Source organism: Bradyrhizobium sp. 199 (assembly GCF_023073355.1).
Taxonomy (GTDB): Bacteria; Pseudomonadota; Alphaproteobacteria; order Rhizobiales; family Xanthobacteraceae; genus Bradyrhizobium.
The window spans coordinates 100,237-116,642 of record NZ_JADPJI010000011.1 but is presented as its reverse complement, the minus strand read 5'-3'; the positions used below and the strand labels follow the sequence as shown (position 1 = coordinate 116,642).

At 65.1% G+C, this 16,406-nt stretch carries 19 protein-coding genes; 13 read left to right on the top strand and 6 right to left on the bottom strand.

All coding sequences use genetic code 11. From position 1 onward, the window contains the following. Window positions 1–345: 345 nt before the first annotated feature. The 6 genes from IVB28_RS28145 to IVB28_RS28120 all read left to right on the top strand — a co-directional run bounded on the left by IVB28_RS28145 (window position 346) and on the right by IVB28_RS28120 (window position 4,237). Window positions 346–996, top strand: coding sequence for a glutathione S-transferase family protein (locus IVB28_RS28145; RefSeq protein ID WP_247530624.1), 651 nt, complete (start codon window positions 346–348; stop codon window positions 994–996). 158 nt (window positions 997–1,154) lie between these two features. Next, window positions 1,155–1,331, top strand: coding sequence for a hypothetical protein (locus IVB28_RS28140; RefSeq protein ID WP_247530622.1), 177 nt, complete (start codon window positions 1,155–1,157; stop codon window positions 1,329–1,331). Between the two features lie 73 nt (window positions 1,332–1,404). Then, window positions 1,405–1,563: a hypothetical protein gene (locus IVB28_RS28135; RefSeq protein ID WP_247530620.1), complete on the top strand. Its 159-nt coding sequence runs from the start codon at window positions 1,405–1,407 to the stop codon at window positions 1,561–1,563. A 127-nt stretch (window positions 1,564–1,690) separates the two neighbouring features. Further along, window positions 1,691–2,500, top strand: a complete 810-nt coding sequence (locus tag IVB28_RS28130) for a PAS-domain containing protein (protein WP_247530618.1) — start codon at window positions 1,691–1,693, stop codon at window positions 2,498–2,500. 84 nt (window positions 2,501–2,584) lie between these two features. Then, entirely contained in the window at window positions 2,585–3,040 is a 456-nt protein-coding gene (locus IVB28_RS28125; RefSeq protein WP_247530617.1) for a GNAT family N-acetyltransferase, read from the top strand. A gap of 255 nt (window positions 3,041–3,295) precedes the next feature. Then, complete coding sequence (locus tag IVB28_RS28120; protein WP_247530615.1) at window positions 3,296–4,237, top strand: aldo/keto reductase; 942 nt, start codon at window positions 3,296–3,298, stop codon at window positions 4,235–4,237. Between the two features lie 16 nt (window positions 4,238–4,253). On the opposite strand, the gene IVB28_RS28115 is transcribed toward IVB28_RS28120, so the two are convergent. The 3 genes from IVB28_RS28115 to IVB28_RS28105 form a co-directional block, all read right to left on the bottom strand. Next, a complete protein-coding gene (locus IVB28_RS28115) occupies window positions 4,254–4,577 on the bottom strand; it encodes an antibiotic biosynthesis monooxygenase (protein ID WP_212080358.1) in 324 nt (107 codons plus the stop codon). An 88-nt stretch (window positions 4,578–4,665) separates the two neighbouring features. Further along, window positions 4,666–5,889, bottom strand: coding sequence for a DUF1501 domain-containing protein (locus IVB28_RS28110; protein WP_247530613.1), 1,224 nt, complete (start codon window positions 5,887–5,889; stop codon window positions 4,666–4,668). After that, window positions 5,886–7,475 (bottom strand): DUF1800 family protein, encoded by a 1,590-nt coding sequence (locus tag IVB28_RS28105; protein ID WP_247530612.1) that lies wholly within the window; start codon window positions 7,473–7,475, stop codon window positions 5,886–5,888. The genes IVB28_RS28110 and IVB28_RS28105 overlap by 4 nt, the downstream gene beginning before the upstream one ends. A 114-nt stretch (window positions 7,476–7,589) precedes the next feature. On the opposite strand from IVB28_RS28105, the gene IVB28_RS28100 reads away from it, so the two are divergent. Beyond that, the gene (locus IVB28_RS28100; RefSeq protein WP_247530610.1) at window positions 7,590–7,787 is read left to right on the top strand and encodes a cysteine-rich CWC family protein; all 198 of its coding nucleotides are present in this window, start codon (window positions 7,590–7,592) and stop codon (window positions 7,785–7,787) included. Between the two features lie 100 nt (window positions 7,788–7,887). On the opposite strand, the gene IVB28_RS28095 is transcribed toward IVB28_RS28100, so the two are convergent. Further along, window positions 7,888–8,583, bottom strand: a complete 696-nt coding sequence (locus IVB28_RS28095) for a glutathione S-transferase family protein (protein ID WP_247530608.1) — start codon at window positions 8,581–8,583, stop codon at window positions 7,888–7,890. Between the two features lie 200 nt (window positions 8,584–8,783). Here IVB28_RS28095 and IVB28_RS28090 point away from each other — a divergent pair, with 200 nt between their 5' ends. Beyond that, window positions 8,784–9,899 (top strand): MBL fold metallo-hydrolase, encoded by a 1,116-nt coding sequence (locus IVB28_RS28090; RefSeq protein ID WP_247530606.1) that lies wholly within the window; start codon window positions 8,784–8,786, stop codon window positions 9,897–9,899. A 29-nt stretch (window positions 9,900–9,928) separates the two neighbouring features. After that, a complete protein-coding gene (locus IVB28_RS28085; protein ID WP_247530605.1) occupies window positions 9,929–10,504 on the top strand; it encodes an SCO family protein in 576 nt (191 codons plus the stop codon). Between the two features lie 33 nt (window positions 10,505–10,537). On the opposite strand, the gene IVB28_RS28080 is transcribed toward IVB28_RS28085, so the two are convergent. Together IVB28_RS28080 and IVB28_RS28075 are read right to left on the bottom strand one after the other, a co-directional pair. Further along, window positions 10,538–10,768 (bottom strand): hypothetical protein, encoded by a 231-nt coding sequence (locus IVB28_RS28080; protein ID WP_247530604.1) that lies wholly within the window; start codon window positions 10,766–10,768, stop codon window positions 10,538–10,540. After that, a complete protein-coding gene (locus tag IVB28_RS28075) occupies window positions 10,765–11,544 on the bottom strand; it encodes a sulfite exporter TauE/SafE family protein (protein WP_247530602.1) in 780 nt (259 codons plus the stop codon). Before IVB28_RS28075 ends, IVB28_RS28080 begins: the two co-directional genes overlap by 4 nt. Window positions 11,545–11,732: 188 nt before the next feature. Here IVB28_RS28075 and IVB28_RS28070 point away from each other — a divergent pair, with 188 nt between their 5' ends. From IVB28_RS28070 to uvrB, 4 genes are all read left to right on the top strand, one after another. Beyond that, the gene (locus IVB28_RS28070; RefSeq protein WP_247530599.1) at window positions 11,733–12,650 is read left to right on the top strand and encodes a LysR substrate-binding domain-containing protein; all 918 of its coding nucleotides are present in this window, start codon (window positions 11,733–11,735) and stop codon (window positions 12,648–12,650) included. Between the two features lie 124 nt (window positions 12,651–12,774). Then, window positions 12,775–12,999 (top strand): hypothetical protein, encoded by a 225-nt coding sequence (locus IVB28_RS28065; RefSeq protein WP_247530597.1) that lies wholly within the window; start codon window positions 12,775–12,777, stop codon window positions 12,997–12,999. A gap of 53 nt (window positions 13,000–13,052) precedes the next feature. Further along, window positions 13,053–13,283 (top strand): hypothetical protein, encoded by a 231-nt coding sequence (locus IVB28_RS28060; protein WP_247530596.1) that lies wholly within the window; start codon window positions 13,053–13,055, stop codon window positions 13,281–13,283. A gap of 92 nt (window positions 13,284–13,375) precedes the next feature. Continuing rightward, window positions 13,376–16,351 carry an excinuclease ABC subunit UvrB gene (gene uvrB, locus IVB28_RS28055; protein ID WP_247530594.1) on the top strand — a complete coding sequence of 992 codons (2,976 nt, stop codon included), beginning with the start codon at window positions 13,376–13,378 and terminating at the stop codon, window positions 16,349–16,351. Window positions 16,352–16,406 lie beyond the last annotated feature (55 nt).

Here is a 16,406-nt window from a genome sequence, read left to right as displayed (position 1 = left end):
TTCCCGCAATTTTCCGCAACTTTGTCTCCGGATTTGCTCATATCCGGCAAGACGTGTCCTCGGAGCAATTTTGCGTGTTGGGCGGCGACGCTTCTGCGCCACCATCGGCGGGCTTGTCGTGCCTGTCCTGGCTTGTCGAAGCAAAGCCAAGACGCGCTGACGCAAGCGTGATCTGAATTGCAGCGTCGCGCGAAAATGATCTTCTGCACCGTTGCAGTGCGGTAGGGTTTTCGAGTTTTTCTATGGCCCGGCCCTTGCGGCGGATTCGCATCGGCATCATTGTTTAGCCGCGTCGCGGGGTAACGAGCGTCGCGTCTTCCCGTCCTCGGATTCGAACCTCCCAGAATGTACAAGCTCTATTCGATGCAACGCTCGGGCAACAGCTACAAGGTCCGCCTTGCGCTGGCGCTGCTCAACCTGCCTTACGAAGCGGTCGAGGTGGACATTCTGCGTGGCGAGAGCCGCACGCCGGACTTTCTGACCAAGAACCCGTCGGGACAGGTGCCGCTGCTCGAGGTCGGCGGCGACCGCTATCTCGCCGAGTCCAACGCCATCCTATGGTACGTCGCCGTCGGCACCCCGCTTGCGCCCGAGAACCGCATCGACCGTGCCGAGGCGCTGCAATGGATGTTCTTCGAGCAGCACGCGCTCGAACCGAATATCGGCGCCGCCTATTTCTGGCTGTCGCTGGTCAAGGGCGGCCGCGACCTCCAGACCCATTCGCTGGAAGATTGGATGGAGCGCGGCTATGGCGCGCTCCAGGTGATGGAGAACCACCTCAAGACCAACGCCTATTTCGCCGCGCGCCAGCTCACGGTCGCCGACATCGCGCTGTACGGCTACACTCACCTGGCCGACCGCTGCGACTTCGACCTCGAGGCCTTCCCTGCGATCCGGGACTGGCTGAAGCGGGTGGAAGCCGCTCCCGGCTTCGTGCCGATGGACTGGCGCCCGGCCGATGTCGACGATCCCGCCAGCATCGCCGCCAGCGCCTGACGGCACCCGCCCCCTCTCTGGGGAATAGCGGGCATAAGGGGAATATTTGCCGCAATCTGGCCATTTTCACCGCGATAGCCGCCGCAATGTTGCCGGTTGCCACTGGGAAATTGCGGAATGTCGCGGGTGATTCGCTCGCGCGTTGAGGGATTTAGACCATGATACGGGCGTCCGGCACGGCAGGCTTTCACGGCCATCCCGCTACCGTCGCGTCTTCCCGGCTGACCAATGCGGTCGCGGCCTCGCTCGCCGTCGCCGCTCTCTCGCTGTGCCTGATCGTCACCCTGACGGTGCTGTCGACCAAGGCGACCATGGCGATGGGCCTGCCGGTCTGAGTCCCGGTTTCATCCTGGGCCGGCCTTCAAGGCGCTGCATGCCCGCGCTGACCGGCATCGCGATGGGACGTCGATGAAATCACCTGTGATCGTCGTTGCAATCACACTGACCGCGGCCATCCTGGTCGCGGCATCGCTGTTGATTGTGGTCGGCACCCGCAAGGGCCCGGGGACGTCGACGCTGAATGCGCCGGCGCTGCAACAACCCGTCCAGCACGCGTACTTGGTTTAAAATCGTCCGAAAGCCTTACGCTTTCGAGCAAGCGTGCCTTAGGTACATCGCACGAAAAGACATCGCAGGGCGCAACGATCAGTCAGAGTTGCGGTCTTACCTCGTTCGGGAGGAGCAAGACTGGTCCATGCGGTTCGGATGGCGTGCGATCTCCGGTCCGGTGCTGACGGCAGCAACCCTGCTGCTGGCGATGCTCCTCGATCGCTTTGTCCCCAGTCCCTCGCCCGCACCGTTTCTCGTCGGCATCGTGGCGCTTGCCGGCGCGCTCTCAGGTCTCGCCTCCGCCATCACCAGCGCAGCCGTCGCGGTGATCGGCGTTGCGCTGTTCTTCCTGAGCCGTCACGGCATGTCCGCCTCTGCCGCCGATCTGGTCCGGCTCGGCCTGCTGGCGATCACGGCTGCCGGCACCGCCGGCATCACCGGTCTGATGCGCGAGCGACTACTCGGCACGTTCGCGGCCGAGCGCCGAAGCCACGCCACCGCCGCGCGGCTGTCAGCCGCGCTCGACCAGGTCGATATCGGCATCGTGCTGCTCGATGCCGAGACGCGCGCCGAGTTCGTCAGCCGCGCGTTCCGCGAGTACTTTGCGGTGCCGGACGAGATCGCCGACGGCAAGCCGCCCTTCATCGCGCTGATGTATCACGGCCGCGACACCGGCGCGTTCGAACTGCCCGAGGATGAACTCGGCATTTTCATCGCGCAGCGCATGGAGATGGTGCGGACCGGCGATGCCACGCCTATCAACATTGCCTTGCGGACCGGCGAAGTGCTGCGCTTCGCCTGCGCCGCGCTGCCCGACGGCGGACGCATGCTCAGCTACACGCCGGTAACCGACCTCGTGCGTCACACCGACGCGCCGGCGCGCGCCGACTACTACCGCTCCCTGCGCGATCCCGCCGGCCGCAGGCTGACCCGCTACCTGCGCGTCGCGGAGTGATGCAACGGCGCGATTGATCGGCAATGCGATCATCACGTATGAAGGACATCACTTCGTCGCACCCCCGAGATCCCGGAAATCCAAATGTCGCTCACCATTCGCTCCGTCACCAGGCAGGACTACGATCAATGGCTGCCATTGTGGGACGGCTACAACGCCTTTTACGGCCGCTCCGGTCCGACCGCGCTCGCTCCCGACATCACCAAGGTGACCTGGCAGCGCTTCTTCGACACCTATGAGCCGGTGCACGGGCTGGTCGCCGAGAGCGACGGCAAGTTGCTCGGCATGACGAACTATCTCTTTCATCGCAGCACCACCGCGATCGAACCGTCCTGCTATTTGCAGGATCTGTTCACGTCGGAGAGTGCGCGCGGCAAGGGCGTTGGCTCGGCGCTGATCCACGGGGTCTATGAACGCGCAAGGCTCGCAGGAGCGCCGCGCGTCTATTGGCAGACGCACGAGACCAATCTCACGGCGCAGCGCCTGTACGACAAGGTCGCGGAGCGGTCCGGCTTCATCGTCTATCGCAAGCTGTTCTGATTCCCCGCGCGCACCCTGTGGATAACTCCCGCTGTCACCAGCGCGTAACATAGCGCGGCTAGGCTGCACCCGCGTCTGATCAGGTCCCCCGTCACCGATCAAGCGCCCCAGCGGTCCCCGTCAGTCGCCGCGTCTGACAGGGGCCGCATTTTTTTGTCCGCCCTGTCGGCATGGCAGCAGCGCGGCGAGCGCCTTGCTGTCGCACCGCACGATGGTCACAATGAGCGGCTGTTCATCTTCCGACAGGGATCTCCCATGGAAATTCGCAATCTCGGCGCCTCCGGGCTTCGCGTGTCTGCGGTCGGGCTCGGCTGCAACAATTTCGGCCAGCGCACGGATCTGGAGACCTCGCGCAAGGTGATCCATCGCGCACTCGATCTCGGCATCACGCTGTTCGACACCGCCGACATCTATTCGAATATGGGCGGCTCGGAAGTCGTGCTCGGCACCGTCCTGGGCGATCGCCGCAAGGACATCGTGCTGGCGACCAAATATTCCAAGCCGATGGCGGAGGACGGCACCAGGCAGGGCGCCTCGCGCCGCTATATCATGGCGGCGGTCGAGGCCAGCCTGAAGCGGCTGAAGACCGATTACATCGATCTCTACCAGCAGCACGATTATGACCCGCTGACACCGATCGAAGAGAGCCTGCGCGCCCTCGACGATCTCGTCCGCCAAGGCAAGGTTCGCTATATCGGCAATTCGAACTTTCCGGCCTGGCGCGTCGCTGAAGCCGAGCATGTCGCGCGCGCGATGAATGTCAGCCGCTTCGTCTCCTGCCAGGACGAATACTCACTCATCATGCGCGATATCGAGAAGGACCTGCTGCCGGCTGCAACGGAATACAAGCTGGGCCTGTTACCGTTCTTCCCGCTCGCCAGCGGACTTCTGACCGGCAAGTACCGGAAGGGCGAGGCCGCGCCCGATGATACCCGCTTCGGCAAGGTGCCGCGGCTGCGCGACCGCTACGTCACGCCGCGCAACGAGGACATCGTCGAGAAGCTTCAGGCCTTTGCCAGGACGAGGGGCCATTCGATGCTGGAGCTCGCCTTCTCCTGGCTCGCCGCGCGCCCGCAGGTGTCCAGTGTGATCGCCGGCGCCACCCGCGTCGAGCAGATCGAAGAGAACGTCAAGGCGATCTCCTGGAAGCTCAGCGCCGAGGAGATGGCGGAGATCGACAAGATCACTCAGGTCTGACGCGCGAGGCAGGACGCTACTTCGCGCCGCGTCCGACGGTCTGCATCACCTCAAAGCCTTCGAACTGGGGATGGCCGAGATAGAGCGGCTTGTTGTCGCCGGCCCGGTGATGCGCCGCCCGAAATGCTTCCGACTTGGTCCAGGCCTCGAACGCCGCGTGGTTCGCCCACACCGTATGCGAGGCGTACAGCGTGTGGTCCTCGAGCTCGGGGCCGCGCAGCAGATGGAATTCGACGAAGCCCGGCACCTTGTCCAGATGGGTGTCGCGCGAAAGCCAGACTTGCTCGAAGGCGGCCTCGGAGCCCTTGGCGACACGGAAGCGGTTCATGGCGATGTACATGAGTGATGGTCTCCTGATGCTTGGCCAATTATCTCGTCATTCCGGGACGCGCCGCAAGGCGCCGACCCAGAATGACGAGGGATAGGTCTCAGCTCACCAACCCCTTCATCGGTTTCGCGCTCGCGCTGTCCGGGAACACTGTCTCGGCCAGCACGCGATCCGACAGTCCGAACTGATCCTGCAGCACGCCCTTGATCACCGAGCGCAGATCGGTCGTTGGCTTGAGGTCGCGGCCTTCATGAAGGTTGGCGAGCTTGAGGCCGGGCCAGTCGGAGATGACGCGGCCGCCCTTCACCGCGCCGCCGGCGAGCAGCGCGATCGTGCCGGTGCCGTGATCGGTGCCGTCGGTGCCGTTGATGCGCGCGGTGCGGCCGAATTCGGTGGCGACGACCACGACGGTGTCGCGCCAGCGATCGCCCAAGCCGCTTTCGAATTCGGCGAGTGCGCCGTCGAGCCCGCCGAGCAGGAAGGCGAGACGACCGACCGGGCCGCCTTCATTGGCATGGGTGTCCCAGCCGTCGAAAGCGAGTGCGGCAATGCGCGGGCCGTCGTCCGCCGCCATCAGCTTGGCCGCGCCACGCGCCACCTGGCGCATCTGCGCCACCGCATTGCCGGGCTTGCGCTTCATGTCGTCGCCGCTGGCGGCCTTGTCGAGCTGGAGGCCTTGCGACAGCGCCATGGCCAATGCGGGATCGCGGTGACGGTAGAGATCGACGAGGCGCATCGCGGTGTCGTCGTCGGCCTGGGGCAGCGCGACCGGCGCCCAGCCGACCGTTGGCGCATTGCCGCGCAACACCAGCGGCGTGGTGGGCCCGACCGCAAGGCCGCTCGATACGCGCTCGCCGCGCGGCAGCGCCTCCAGCGCGCGGTTGAGCCAGCCGGATTGCACGCGGCCCGGGCCGGCATAGCCGCTTTCGAGCACGTCCTGACCGTCGAAATGCGAGCGATCGCGATAGGGCGTCGCCACCGCGTGGATCACCGTGGCGCGTTTGTCGCGGTACATGCGCGAAAATTCCGGCATCGCCGGATGCAGCGCAAAAAAGGAATCCAGCATGATCGCGGGATGGGCACCATCCGCCGCGAGCGCGATCGAACCGTGCAGGCCGGCATAGTCGGGGTCGCCGAGCGGCGCGACGGTGGAAAGCCCGTCGAGCGCGCCGCGCAGGATCACCACGATCAGCCGGGGATCGCGCCCCTCAGCCGCGCGCGCGAATTTCGGCAGGTAAGCCCAGGCCGCGAAAGATGCGCCGCCGAGCAGGAGACTGCGGCGCGAGGTGAGGAGCCGGTTCTCGACGCAATCGATCATCGTCATCTCCGCTGCATTTCCGGCGACATCAACAGCAGCGCCAGCGCCTGCTGGCGCGACTCTGCGCGCTCGACGGTCCGCCGCGTTTCGATGGAGGCCGCATCGGCCGCCGCGAATTCCAGGAGATCGAGCGGATCGATGTTGTTGCCAAGCCGCGCACCCATCTGCGCGGCGATATCGAGCCTGAGCTTTATCCCTTCGGGCGCCGCCCAGGCAGCGCTGGTATCCGGGAAACCGTTCGGCCCCGCCGGCGACCACAGCGGCTGGCCCAACAGATTGAGATTGTTCAGATAAGCGCCGGGATCTTCGGGCACGCGCGCGAGCAGCCGGCCGCTCGCGACGAGGAAATCGTAAGGGCTGCGCATCTTGGTCAGCGGCGCTTTCCATGCTTCATCGGAATCGACCAGCGCCATGGCAAGCGCCTTGAGGTCGCCATCAGTCTTGACGAAGACGTCGCGCAGGCGCGCGACCAGCGCCGGCGGCGGATCGTCGGCGACGAAGTGGCGGACGAATTTGGTGGCGATGAAGTTCGCGGTCGAGGGATGCCGCGCGATGTCGGCGAGCGCGGCCTCGCCCTGCGCGAGGCCCGTCGGCTCATAGGTCTTGCCGAGCAGCCTTTGCGCACCGGGCTGGTGCGCATTGGTGTTGAACACGAAGGAGCCGGGCGGCCCGAGTTGCCCTTGCCGGCCCGCAAAGGTCCAGCCGGTGATGATGCGCGCGAGCGAGGTGACGTCGTCCTGCGTGTAGCCGCCGCCGACGCCGAGCGTATGCAGCTCCATGATCTCGCGCGCGAGATTCTCATTGAGCCCGCGCTTGCGGTTCTGGCCTGCGCGGGAATCCGGGCCGAGCGATTGCTGGTTGTCCAGGAAGAACAGCATCGCCGGATGCTGCTCGACGGCCTTGAGCATGTCGGCAAAGCGCCCGAGCACGTGCGGCCTGATTGCCTCGCGCTCGAACGCGCCGGCCCATATCCGCGCCAGTTCGCCCTTGCTCGCGGAGATGCAGAAATGGTTGGACCAGAACGCGACCAGACGCTCGGTGAAGCCGCACGCGGCCAAGGTCGCGCGCTGCAACCGAGCCAACGCCTCGGCGCGGAAGGTTTTCTGAATCACGTTGAGCGGCTGCGGTGCCGGCTTTGCGGCCGGCGGCGCGGCGGCATTGGGCTGCATAATGTCCGGCTTCGCCATATTTTCGGCCGGCTTGTTGTCAGTCGGCTTATTGTCGGTCGGTTTGGCCTCGGCCATCTGGCCCGCGATCTCGGTCGCCACGGCGTTCAGCGAGAGGTTGCGGCGCAGTCCGGGCTTCTGATCGACCGGCGCTTGTGGCGGCGCATCAGCCGGCGCGCCGGCTTTGGCGGCGGCCTCGCGCGCCTGCTTGATCTGGTCCTGATAGGCGAACACGGCCTGCCCGAGCTGGGGTGTCGATTGCAGACCGGGCGCCTCCAGCAGCACGCCGCTCGCACGCGCAAGCTCCGCCTTCACGAAACCGCGCGGATCGGAGCTTGCGTTGATGAGATCGCCCGACGCGCCGCCGCGGGCGCCGAAGCCGAACCGGTTGAGCGCGACGAGCGCGGCTTGCGAATCGCGGGCCATCGATTTGTCCTTCGCGTGGCGGGAGCCGCTTTCCGAGTCCGCGCGCGAGGCCTAATATACCGCAACGACCGATGAACCCGACATGAAAATCACGGCGAAGCTTCGACGTAAATCATGACAAATCCGAAAGAACCCTCATCGCTGGAACCCCGCCGCCTCGCCTGCTCCCGCTGTGGCACCGAGTTCGGTTGCGACCTCTCCGGCAATTGCTGGTGCGCGGAGGAAACAGCAAAGCTGCCAATGCCGGTCAAGGGCGAGGATTGCCTGTGCCGCGAGTGTTTGCGCAAGGCGGCGGAGGCGGCAGTATCGTAGGGTGGCCAAACCGAAGCGTACCCACCAATATCCTTGCGTATACGAAAGATGGTGGGCAAGGCGCTGCGCGCCTTTGCCCACCCTTCGAAGCTACCAAGGTCTACACCGCAAACCCCGGCGATGTCCGCGCCATTCCATCAAACCCATCCAGCAGTTTTTCGCGCCAAGCGTAAACCGGATCGTCCGCCTCCAGCAGCTTGAACGGGCTCACGACGCGCGCCCATTGGAAACCGCCGAACACGATGTAATCGGCATAGTTCGGCGCGGCGCCGCCGATGAAGGGCTGCTTCTTCAGGGTCTGCCGCATCATTTCGAGCGATTTGCGGAAGGCGACTACGCCAGCATCGCGGCTTGCCATGATGTCTTCCAGCGTCTTGCCAAAACGCGCCTCGCGCGTTTGGCGGAAATAGGCAGCGTCGATCTCGGCCAGATTTTTGGGGATGTCGGCGATGATAAGTGGAAAGATGCCTCCGACGATGGCGATGTCGCCGAAGGCGTTGATCATGCGTGCCATGGCGCGGCCGCCCTCGCCGCCGAACAGCGACGGACGGTCCGGGAAATTGTCCTCGAGATAATTCGCGATCGTCCAGGAATCGACAACTGCCTTGCGGTCATGCAGCAGCACCGGAACCTTCTCGGAGCCGTGCGGCGCAAGTGCGCTCTTCTCGGTAAAGCGCCAGGGCAGCGATTGCGCCGACAGGCCCTTGTGCGCAAGCGCCATTCGCGTCCGCCAGCAGTACGGGCTGAACGGGCGCGAAGGATCGGTGCCGACGAGTTCGTAGAGTTTGAGTGACATGGCAAGTCCCGTTGCTGCGATTGGCGAACAGATTAGCCGCCATGGCGATGAGCGCAAGAAAGCCGTCCTGCCGCTGGTGCCGGGGTGTGACGGCAACCGGATGCCTAAGGTCGCGTCGGCCGCGAATTTGCTCGCGACTTGTTGAGCTGGCGCCGGATTGGACTTAAGCTTGGGCATTTCAAACTCTGGGAGGCATTGCAATGACGAGGACCATTCCACGGCGCGATTTCCTTCTTGGCTCGGCAGCGCTCGCCGGCGCCGCGGCTGCCAATGCCTTCACCTGCGTCGAGATCGCGAGCGCGGCGCCGATCGCCGTCCCGACGGTCGACAAGCTTTCGATGCGCGTGCTGGTGGATTCGAGCTTCGACCTGTTCTTCCGCCCCAAGCAAATCAACGGCGTCTCGATCACGCCGGCCGCGCGCGGCGGCGACTTCCGCAAATCGCTGCACAACGAGTGGGGCCTGTCGCTCTGGTTGGAATCCGAAGGCGGCGGCAACCAGCGCACGCTGATGCTGGACTACGGGTACACGCCCGAGGTGCTGCTCAACAACATGGCGTTGATCGGGGTGGATCCGGCCAAGCTCAACGCGCTGATCGTCAGCCACGGCCACTACGATCATTTCGGCGGCCTGAACGGCTTCCTCGACAAATTCCGCGACAAGCTGCCCGCCGACCTCAAGCTCTACGCGGGCGGCGAGGATAATTTCTGCCATCGGGTCAATCCGACGCCGACGCAGGGGCAGTTCGCCGATTTCGGCACCCTCGATCGCCGGTCGCTCGCGGCGCAGAAGGTGACGACGGTGCTATGCGAAACGCCAACAGTGATCGCGGACCACGCCTTCACCACCGGCAAGATCACCCGCCGCAGCAGTGAACGCGTGCTGCCGAACACCCTCGTCGAGTTTGGCATCAAGGACGGACTGGGCTGCAACGTCGGGCACTACCTGCCGGCAGAGATGGAGGGCAAGATCGTGCCGGACGCGCACATCCACGAGCACGCCACCTGCTTCAATGTGCGGGATCTTGGTCTCGTCGTGATCTCGTCCTGCGGCCACGTCGGCATCGTCAATTCGGTGAAGCAGGCGCAGGAGGTGTCGGGCATCCAGAAAGTGCACGCCATCGTCGGCGGCTTTCACCTCGGCCCGGCGCCCAAGGACTACCTCGCGCAGGTCGTGAGCGAGATCAAGGCGCTCAATCCTGACGTCGTGGTGCCGATGCATTGCAGTGGGCTCAACTTCGCACAGGAAGCCAACGCCCAGATGGAGGGCAAGGTAGTGGTGACGACGACAGGCAGCCGCCTCACCTTCGGGCTTTGATGCGGCCTGCCGGCGCCTGGCTATACGTGATGCTGGCGCTTGCCTGCGCCGGAGCGGCGCAGGCGCGCTCGGCCGCGGAGACGATGGACATCCTGATGTGGAATCGGGAGCCGGTCGGCGGCCCGTTCGAGCTGATCGACCAGACCGGCAAGGTGCGCAGCGACCGCGACTTCCGCGGACGACTGATGCTGGTCTATTTCGGCTTTACCTATTGCCCTGACCTCTGCCCCACCGACCTGATGGCGATCGGACAGGCGCTCGAGCAGCTCGGGCCGGACGCCGACGCCGTCCAGCCGGTCTTCATCACGCTCGATCCCGAACGCGACACGGCTGAGCATCTTGCCGAATATGTGCCGCTGTTTCATCCGCGGCTGCTCGGGCTGACCGGCAGCCCGGACGCGATCGGAGCGGCGTCAGACGCCTACAAGGTCTATTTTGCCAAGATCGCGATCGGCAAGGACGGCGTCGACTACACGATCGACCACACCTCCTTCATCTACCTCATGGACGCCGACGGGAAATATCTCGGCTTCTTTCCGCCGGGCACCTCGGCCGAGCGCATCGTCGAGATCATCCGGCCGCGGCTTGCGACGCCTACGCGGTAGCGCTCCGGCGAGAGCCAGCTTGAAGTGACGGGCTCACCGCCCGTTCATCCGCAGCAACCTCTCGCCGCCTTCCGTCACCGCGATGACCAGCCCCACGCCGGGCACCGTCTCGCGCGCGACATAGCCGCGGTCAGCGGCGTCTTCCCAGATGGTGAGGCGGGGGCACGAGGTCTTCCAGGTCGCGATCACTTCCGGATAGGCGCGCGGCTCACGCGCCACCCATTCGACGAAGTCCAGCACCAGCGGATCGGCTGTCTCGCTCATTGCAAACCTCCCTTGTCGAAGGCAGCCAGAACCGGCGCGCGAAGCAACAGCCAGCCGCCATAGGCGATGTAGTAGCAGGCAATGGTGGTGATCAGCTTGTTCGACCAGGCCACGAATTGCTGGTCGGTCATGGCTTCGAGGAAGCGCCGCGCCAGCGTGGTGCCGAGCATCGAAGCCGCGATGGCAACGCCGGCGAGCACGGGATCGAGGCTCGCCGCCTGGTCGATGATGCCTCCGAAATAGATCAGCTTGGTGAAATGGCTGACGAGCTGGCACATCGCCTTGGTCGCCACCTTCTCGCGCCGGCCGAAATCGCCGCCGAGGAAAAAGGTGTCGAGCAGCGGACCGGAGACGCCGGTCATCAGCATCAAGCCCATGCAGATCGTGCCGTAGACCGTGTCCTGCCAGAGCCGATCAGGATCCGGCTTGATGTTCGCCGGCAACAGCCGCGCCATGAACGGCGTGATGCCCAGCAAGAGCAGCGCCATCGGCTTGTCCGGCACGTAGCGGGTGAGCGACCACGCCGCGAGCGCGACGGCAGCGCCGACCATATAGTTCCCGACCGGCCGCCAGCGGATATGCGCGCGCCACAGAAAGGCGCGCCAGCCGTTCGAGGCCATCTGCGTGATCGCATGCAGCACCATTGCGGTCGGCAGCGGCATCAGGGCCAAGAGCACTCCGATCAGGATCAGCCCGCCCGCCATGCCGAACAGCCCCGACAGGAATGCGGTGGCGACCATCAGCAATCCAAGGGCAGCGACCATGATGGGCGTCACGAAGGTCTCCGCACAAGTGAGGGACGGTAAACTGTTCGTCTCCCTCGCCCCGCTTGCGGGGGAAGGCGAAGAGGCCGCGCCCGCGCCTCAACAAATCAGCACGAAGTCGCATTCTTGTGCCCCGCTTGCCCAATTCGCGCAAACTGAGTTATCTTGGCCTGGCATCAGCTTTCCTGAGGGTCGGGCATTTGCGGCGGCTGCTGTTTCTCAACGGCATCAAGGCATTCGAGGCGGCGGCACGGACCGGCAGCTTTGCTGCGGCCGGGCTCGAACTGAGCGTGTCGGCGGCCGCCGTCAGCCGCATGGTCCATCTCTTGGAAGAGCGGCTCGGCGTCGCGCTGTTCGAGCGCAAGGCCAATCGCCTTGTGCTGACGCAGGCCGGCCGCGCCTATCAAAGCGGGCTGACCCCGATCTTCGACGCTCTGGCCAGCCTCACCGCGCAGGTGACGGCGCCGGCCAGCGTCCGCGTGCTCACCATCGGCGTCGGCCACACTTTTGCGATGCGCTGGCTGATCCCGCGCCTCTCTGAATTCCGCAACGAGGAGCCCGACATCGAGGTGCGCTTCACCACCGGCGGCGCGTCGGTGCCGTTCGGCGAGGACTGGAGCTGCGGCATCAAGCTCGGCACTGGGGAATGGCCCGGCCTCGTCGCCGAGCCGCTGTTCGCAGGCGACCTCACGCCGGTCTGTGTGCCGCGCCTGGCGAGCGGCCTGAAGCGCCCGGCCGACCTGAAGGGGCCGAGTCTGATCCGCGTCGCGCACTCGCCCGAGGACTGGCCGATCTGGCTCAAGGCCACGGGCGTCCCGCGAATCAATGCGCGCGGGCCGGAGTTCCAGTTCTACGGCCAGGCGCTGCAAGCCGCCGCCGACGGGCTCGGCATCGCCATGGGCATCCGCCCCTATATCGACGACGACCTCGCCGCCGGCCGGCTGGTCGCGCCATTCGACCTCTCGGTGCCGAAGGGCATGCGCTGGTATCTGCTCTATCGCAGCTTCCAGACCGAGCAGCGCGATTTTGCCGCGTTCCGCCGCTGGATCATGCGCGCGGCGGCGGAACCCGCGGCCCGGCCGGTGAAGCGAAGCGGCCGAACTGCCGCTCGGAACTGACGCCTCAAGACTCACTTCAAAGGCAAAAAAGCCGACCGCTTGTGAACGGCTTCACATCCCAAAATGCGCAAACGTGGTCTCCTGACCCTCCAACAAGACACGTACGAACACTTTGGGGACTACCATGACGACCCTCTACGATGGCTTTGACATCGAATCTTTCGAGGCTGGCAAAGGCCTCTGGCACGCCCGTATCCGCCGCGCCGATCTCAGCCCCCTCGCCATCGACGGCGTGCTGTTTCCGGCCATGGAGGTGGGTTTCGCCTGGCCCGATCAGAGCGCTGCGATCGCCGACGCCAAGCACCACATCGACCGCTTCCGCCGGCGAACCGACAGCGACGACGAATAGGCGAGACGGCAAGCGACCCAGGGACGGCGCAGCGCAAAAGGGGGCAACCGGTCATGTCAGTCATCGAATTTGAAGACAGCTCGAGACCGAGGATCTACACCCGCGCCGTGCTGTCCAACTGCCCGGAATGCGACGGAGATCTCTCGGTGCTCCGCGTGATCGGCGGGCGGGCCGGATGCGAGTACTGGACCATGCGCTGCACCGATTGCGGCGGCGTCCACCTGGACATCCTGAAGCCGTATCAGGCCGGCGAGGACGACGAGGGTCCACCGCCGGCCGCATAAGCCCGAGGCTGCTGCCAACCTGCTGTCAGCAGCCTGCATTGCAACGGGCATTCGCCCTTTATTGCGGGGCGGACTCGTCCCATATTCGCCTCATGGCGAAGAAACCTGCATCCTCCGAAAAATCCGGCAAATCCTCCAAGACCAAGGCTCCGAACTCGAAAGCGCATCGCCCCGATGTGCAGCCGATCGGGCCGGCGCTGGCCGAATTGCTCAATCCCGCGATCAATCGCGGCGATGCCGGGCTGGGATCCGGCACGGGCCTGCAGCCACCGCCGGACAATTCGCGCGACCGGCGATCCGGCGGCGAGGCCGCGGCGCATCGGGCGCGGGCCTCGACCCCGAGGGACTTTCCGCAGGATGTGACGCGGCCGATGCCGCTCAGACCCAATCCGCAGCCGGTGGGAGCGCGCCAATCCACCGAGGTCGGTGGGCTGGAAGAAGCACCGCAGGCCAATTACGGAACCGCCGCCACAATCCCGACGCTCGATCCGGAACTGGCGCGTCAGCTCGGTTTGCCCACGGAGGAGGACGATGCCGAGGCGCTGGCGCGTCCGCCGCGCAGCAAGATGGAGGCGCTCGGCGTCAAGGCCACGGCCGATGCGCTGGAATCGCTGATCCGCGAGGGCCGCCCGGAGTTCCGCAAGGACGACGGCTCCACGAAGGTGTGGACGCCGCACCGCCCGCCGCGGCCTGAAAAGTCCGAAGGCGGCGTGCGCTTCAAGATCAAGTCGGAATACCAGCCCAAGGGCGACCAGCCGACGGCGATTGCCGAGCTGGTCGAAGGCGTCCAGCGTAACGATCGCACTCAAGTGCTGCTCGGCGTCACCGGCTCGGGCAAGACCTACACGATGGCGCAGGTGATCGAGAAGACGCAGCGCCCGGCCCTGATCCTGGCGCCGAACAAGACGCTCGCCGCCCAGCTCTACGGCGAGTTCAAGAACTTCTTCCCTGACAACGCTGTCGAGTATTTCGTCTCCTACTATGATTACTACCAGCCGGAAGCGTACGTCCCGCGCACCGACACCTATATCGAGAAGGATTCCTCCATCAACGAGCAGATCGACCGTATGCGCCACTCGGCGACGCGCGCGCTGCTCGAACGCGACGACGTCATCATCGTCGCCTCGGTCTCCTGCATCTACGGTATCGGCTCGGTCGAGACCTACACCGCGATGACCTTCGCGCTGAAGAAGGGCGAGCGCATCGACCAGCGCCAGCTGATCGCCGACCTCGTCGCGCTCCAGTACAAGCGCACCCAGGCCGATTTCACCCGCGGCACGTTCCGCGTCCGCGGCGACGTCATAGACATCTTTCCGGCGCACTATGAGGACCGCGCCTGGCGCGTGAACCTGTTCGGCGACACCATCGAGACCATCGAGGAGTTCGATCCCCTCACCGGCCACAAGCAGGACGAGCTCGAATTCATCAAGATGTACGCCAACTCGCATTACGTGACGCCGCGGCCGACGCTGGTGCAGGCGATCAAATCGATCAAATCCGAACTGAAGATGCGGCTCGACCAGCTCCACGGCCAGGGCCGCCTGTTGGAAGCGCAGCGGCTGGAGCAGCGGACCACCTTCGACATCGAGATGATGGAGGCGACAGGAAGCTGCGCCGGCATCGAGAACTATTCGCGCTATCTCACCGGGCGCCTGCCCGGCGAGCCGCCGCCGACGCTGTTCGAATACGTGCCCGACAACGCGCTGGTGTTCGCCGATGAGAGCCACGTCACCGTGCCCCAGATCGGCGCCATGTTCAAAGGCGACTTCCGCCGCAAGGCGACGCTGGCCGAATATGGCTTCCGCCTGCCGTCGTGCATGGACAACCGTCCACTGCGCTTCGAGGAATGGGACATGATGCGACCGCAGACCGTCGCGGTCTCCGCCACGCCGAGCGCCTGGGAAATCAATGAGAGCGGCGGCGTGTTCGTCGAGCAGGTGATCCGTCCGACCGGGCTGATTGATCCTCCCGTCCATATTCGCCCTGCCCGCACCCAGGTCGACGATCTCGTCGGCGAAGTGCGCGCCACCGCGCAGGCCGGCTATCGCTCGCTGATCACGGTGCTGACCAAGCGCATGGCGGAGGACCTGACCGAATATCTGCATGAGCAGGGCATTCGCGTCCGCTACATGCACAGCGACATCGACACCATCGAACGCATCGAGATCATCCGCGATCTGCGCCTTGGCGCCTTCGACGCGCTGGTCGGCATCAATTTGCTCCGCGAAGGCCTCGACATTCCCGAATGCGCGCTGGTCGCGATCCTCGATGCCGACAAGGAAGGCTTTTTGCGTAGCGAGACCTCGCTGATCCAGACCATCGGCCGCGCCGCGCGCAACGTGGACGGCAAGGTGATCCTGTACGCCGACCAGATGACGGGATCGATGGAGCGCGCCATCGCCGAAACCGACCGCCGCCGCGAGAAGCAGGTCGAATACAACACGGCGCATGGCATCACGCCGGAGAGCATCAAGAAGTCGATCGGCGACATCATGAACAGCGTCTACGAGCGCGATCATGTGCTGATCGAGATCGGCGGCCACGACATGACGGACGACGTCATCTCGATCGGCCACAATTTCGAGGCCGTGCTGGGCGATCTCGAGACGCGGATGCGCGAGGCCGCGGCCGATCTGAATTTCGAGGAAGCCGCCCGCCTGCGCGACGAGGTCAAGCGCCTGCGCGCCACCGAGCTCGCCGTGGTCGACGATCCCACTGTCAAGCAGCGCACCGTGCAGGGCAAGGCCGGCGCCTACGTCGGCACCAAGAAATACGGCGACGCAGCCAATCTCCCCGTCAGCGCGATGAAGAAGAAAACCGTCAGCTCCGCGCTGAAAGCGAGCGGCGGCGGCAGCGGCTCGAAGGTGCACAAGCCGCATCTCGACGAAATGCACGGCCCGGAGTCCCTGCCCTATCGCGACAAGCAGACGCTGCCGGCAAAGCCGTTCGGCGGCACCAGCCGGATCATCCAGCCGACGGACTCAAGGCAGTCAGGCCCGGAGTTCGGACCATCGCCCCGGTCGAGCGGAGGGGCGCCGGGGCATAGAGGTGGGTGGAAGAAGAAGTAGGGCCTAAAGCGCCATGCGATTAGGATGAATCGCCATCGCGCTTTGGGTTGTTGTT

Bases quoted from the DNA above. Each gene is read 5' to 3' on its own strand.
- IVB28_RS28085 (WP_247530605.1), top strand. From the start codon at position 9,929: ATGCTGGCGCTTGCCTGCGCCGGAGCGGCGCAGGCGCGCTCGGCCGCG.
- IVB28_RS28105 (WP_247530612.1), bottom strand. From the start codon at position 7,475: ATGGCCCGCGATTCGCAAGCCGCGCTCGTCGCGCTCAACCGGTTCGGC.
- IVB28_RS28095 (WP_247530608.1), bottom strand. From the start codon at position 8,583: ATGTCACTCAAACTCTACGAACTCGTCGGCACCGATCCTTCGCGCCCG.
- IVB28_RS28145 (WP_247530624.1), top strand. From the start codon at position 346: ATGTACAAGCTCTATTCGATGCAACGCTCGGGCAACAGCTACAAGGTC.
- IVB28_RS28115 (WP_212080358.1), bottom strand. From the start codon at position 4,577: ATGTACATCGCCATGAACCGCTTCCGTGTCGCCAAGGGCTCCGAGGCC.
- IVB28_RS28110 (WP_247530613.1), bottom strand. From the start codon at position 5,889: ATGACGATGATCGATTGCGTCGAGAACCGGCTCCTCACCTCGCGCCGC.
- IVB28_RS28140 (WP_247530622.1), top strand. From the start codon at position 1,155: ATGATACGGGCGTCCGGCACGGCAGGCTTTCACGGCCATCCCGCTACC.
- IVB28_RS28100 (WP_247530610.1), top strand. From the start codon at position 7,590: ATGACAAATCCGAAAGAACCCTCATCGCTGGAACCCCGCCGCCTCGCC.
- IVB28_RS28060 (WP_247530596.1), top strand. From the start codon at position 13,053: ATGTCAGTCATCGAATTTGAAGACAGCTCGAGACCGAGGATCTACACC.
- IVB28_RS28130 (WP_247530618.1), top strand. From the start codon at position 1,691: ATGCGGTTCGGATGGCGTGCGATCTCCGGTCCGGTGCTGACGGCAGCA.
- uvrB (WP_247530594.1), top strand. From the start codon at position 13,376: ATGGCGAAGAAACCTGCATCCTCCGAAAAATCCGGCAAATCCTCCAAG.
- IVB28_RS28065 (WP_247530597.1), top strand. From the start codon at position 12,775: ATGACGACCCTCTACGATGGCTTTGACATCGAATCTTTCGAGGCTGGC.
- IVB28_RS28120 (WP_247530615.1), top strand. From the start codon at position 3,296: ATGGAAATTCGCAATCTCGGCGCCTCCGGGCTTCGCGTGTCTGCGGTC.
- IVB28_RS28080 (WP_247530604.1), bottom strand. From the start codon at position 10,768: ATGAGCGAGACAGCCGATCCGCTGGTGCTGGACTTCGTCGAATGGGTG.
- IVB28_RS28135 (WP_247530620.1), top strand. From the start codon at position 1,405: ATGAAATCACCTGTGATCGTCGTTGCAATCACACTGACCGCGGCCATC.
- IVB28_RS28090 (WP_247530606.1), top strand. From the start codon at position 8,784: ATGACGAGGACCATTCCACGGCGCGATTTCCTTCTTGGCTCGGCAGCG.
- IVB28_RS28125 (WP_247530617.1), top strand. From the start codon at position 2,585: ATGTCGCTCACCATTCGCTCCGTCACCAGGCAGGACTACGATCAATGG.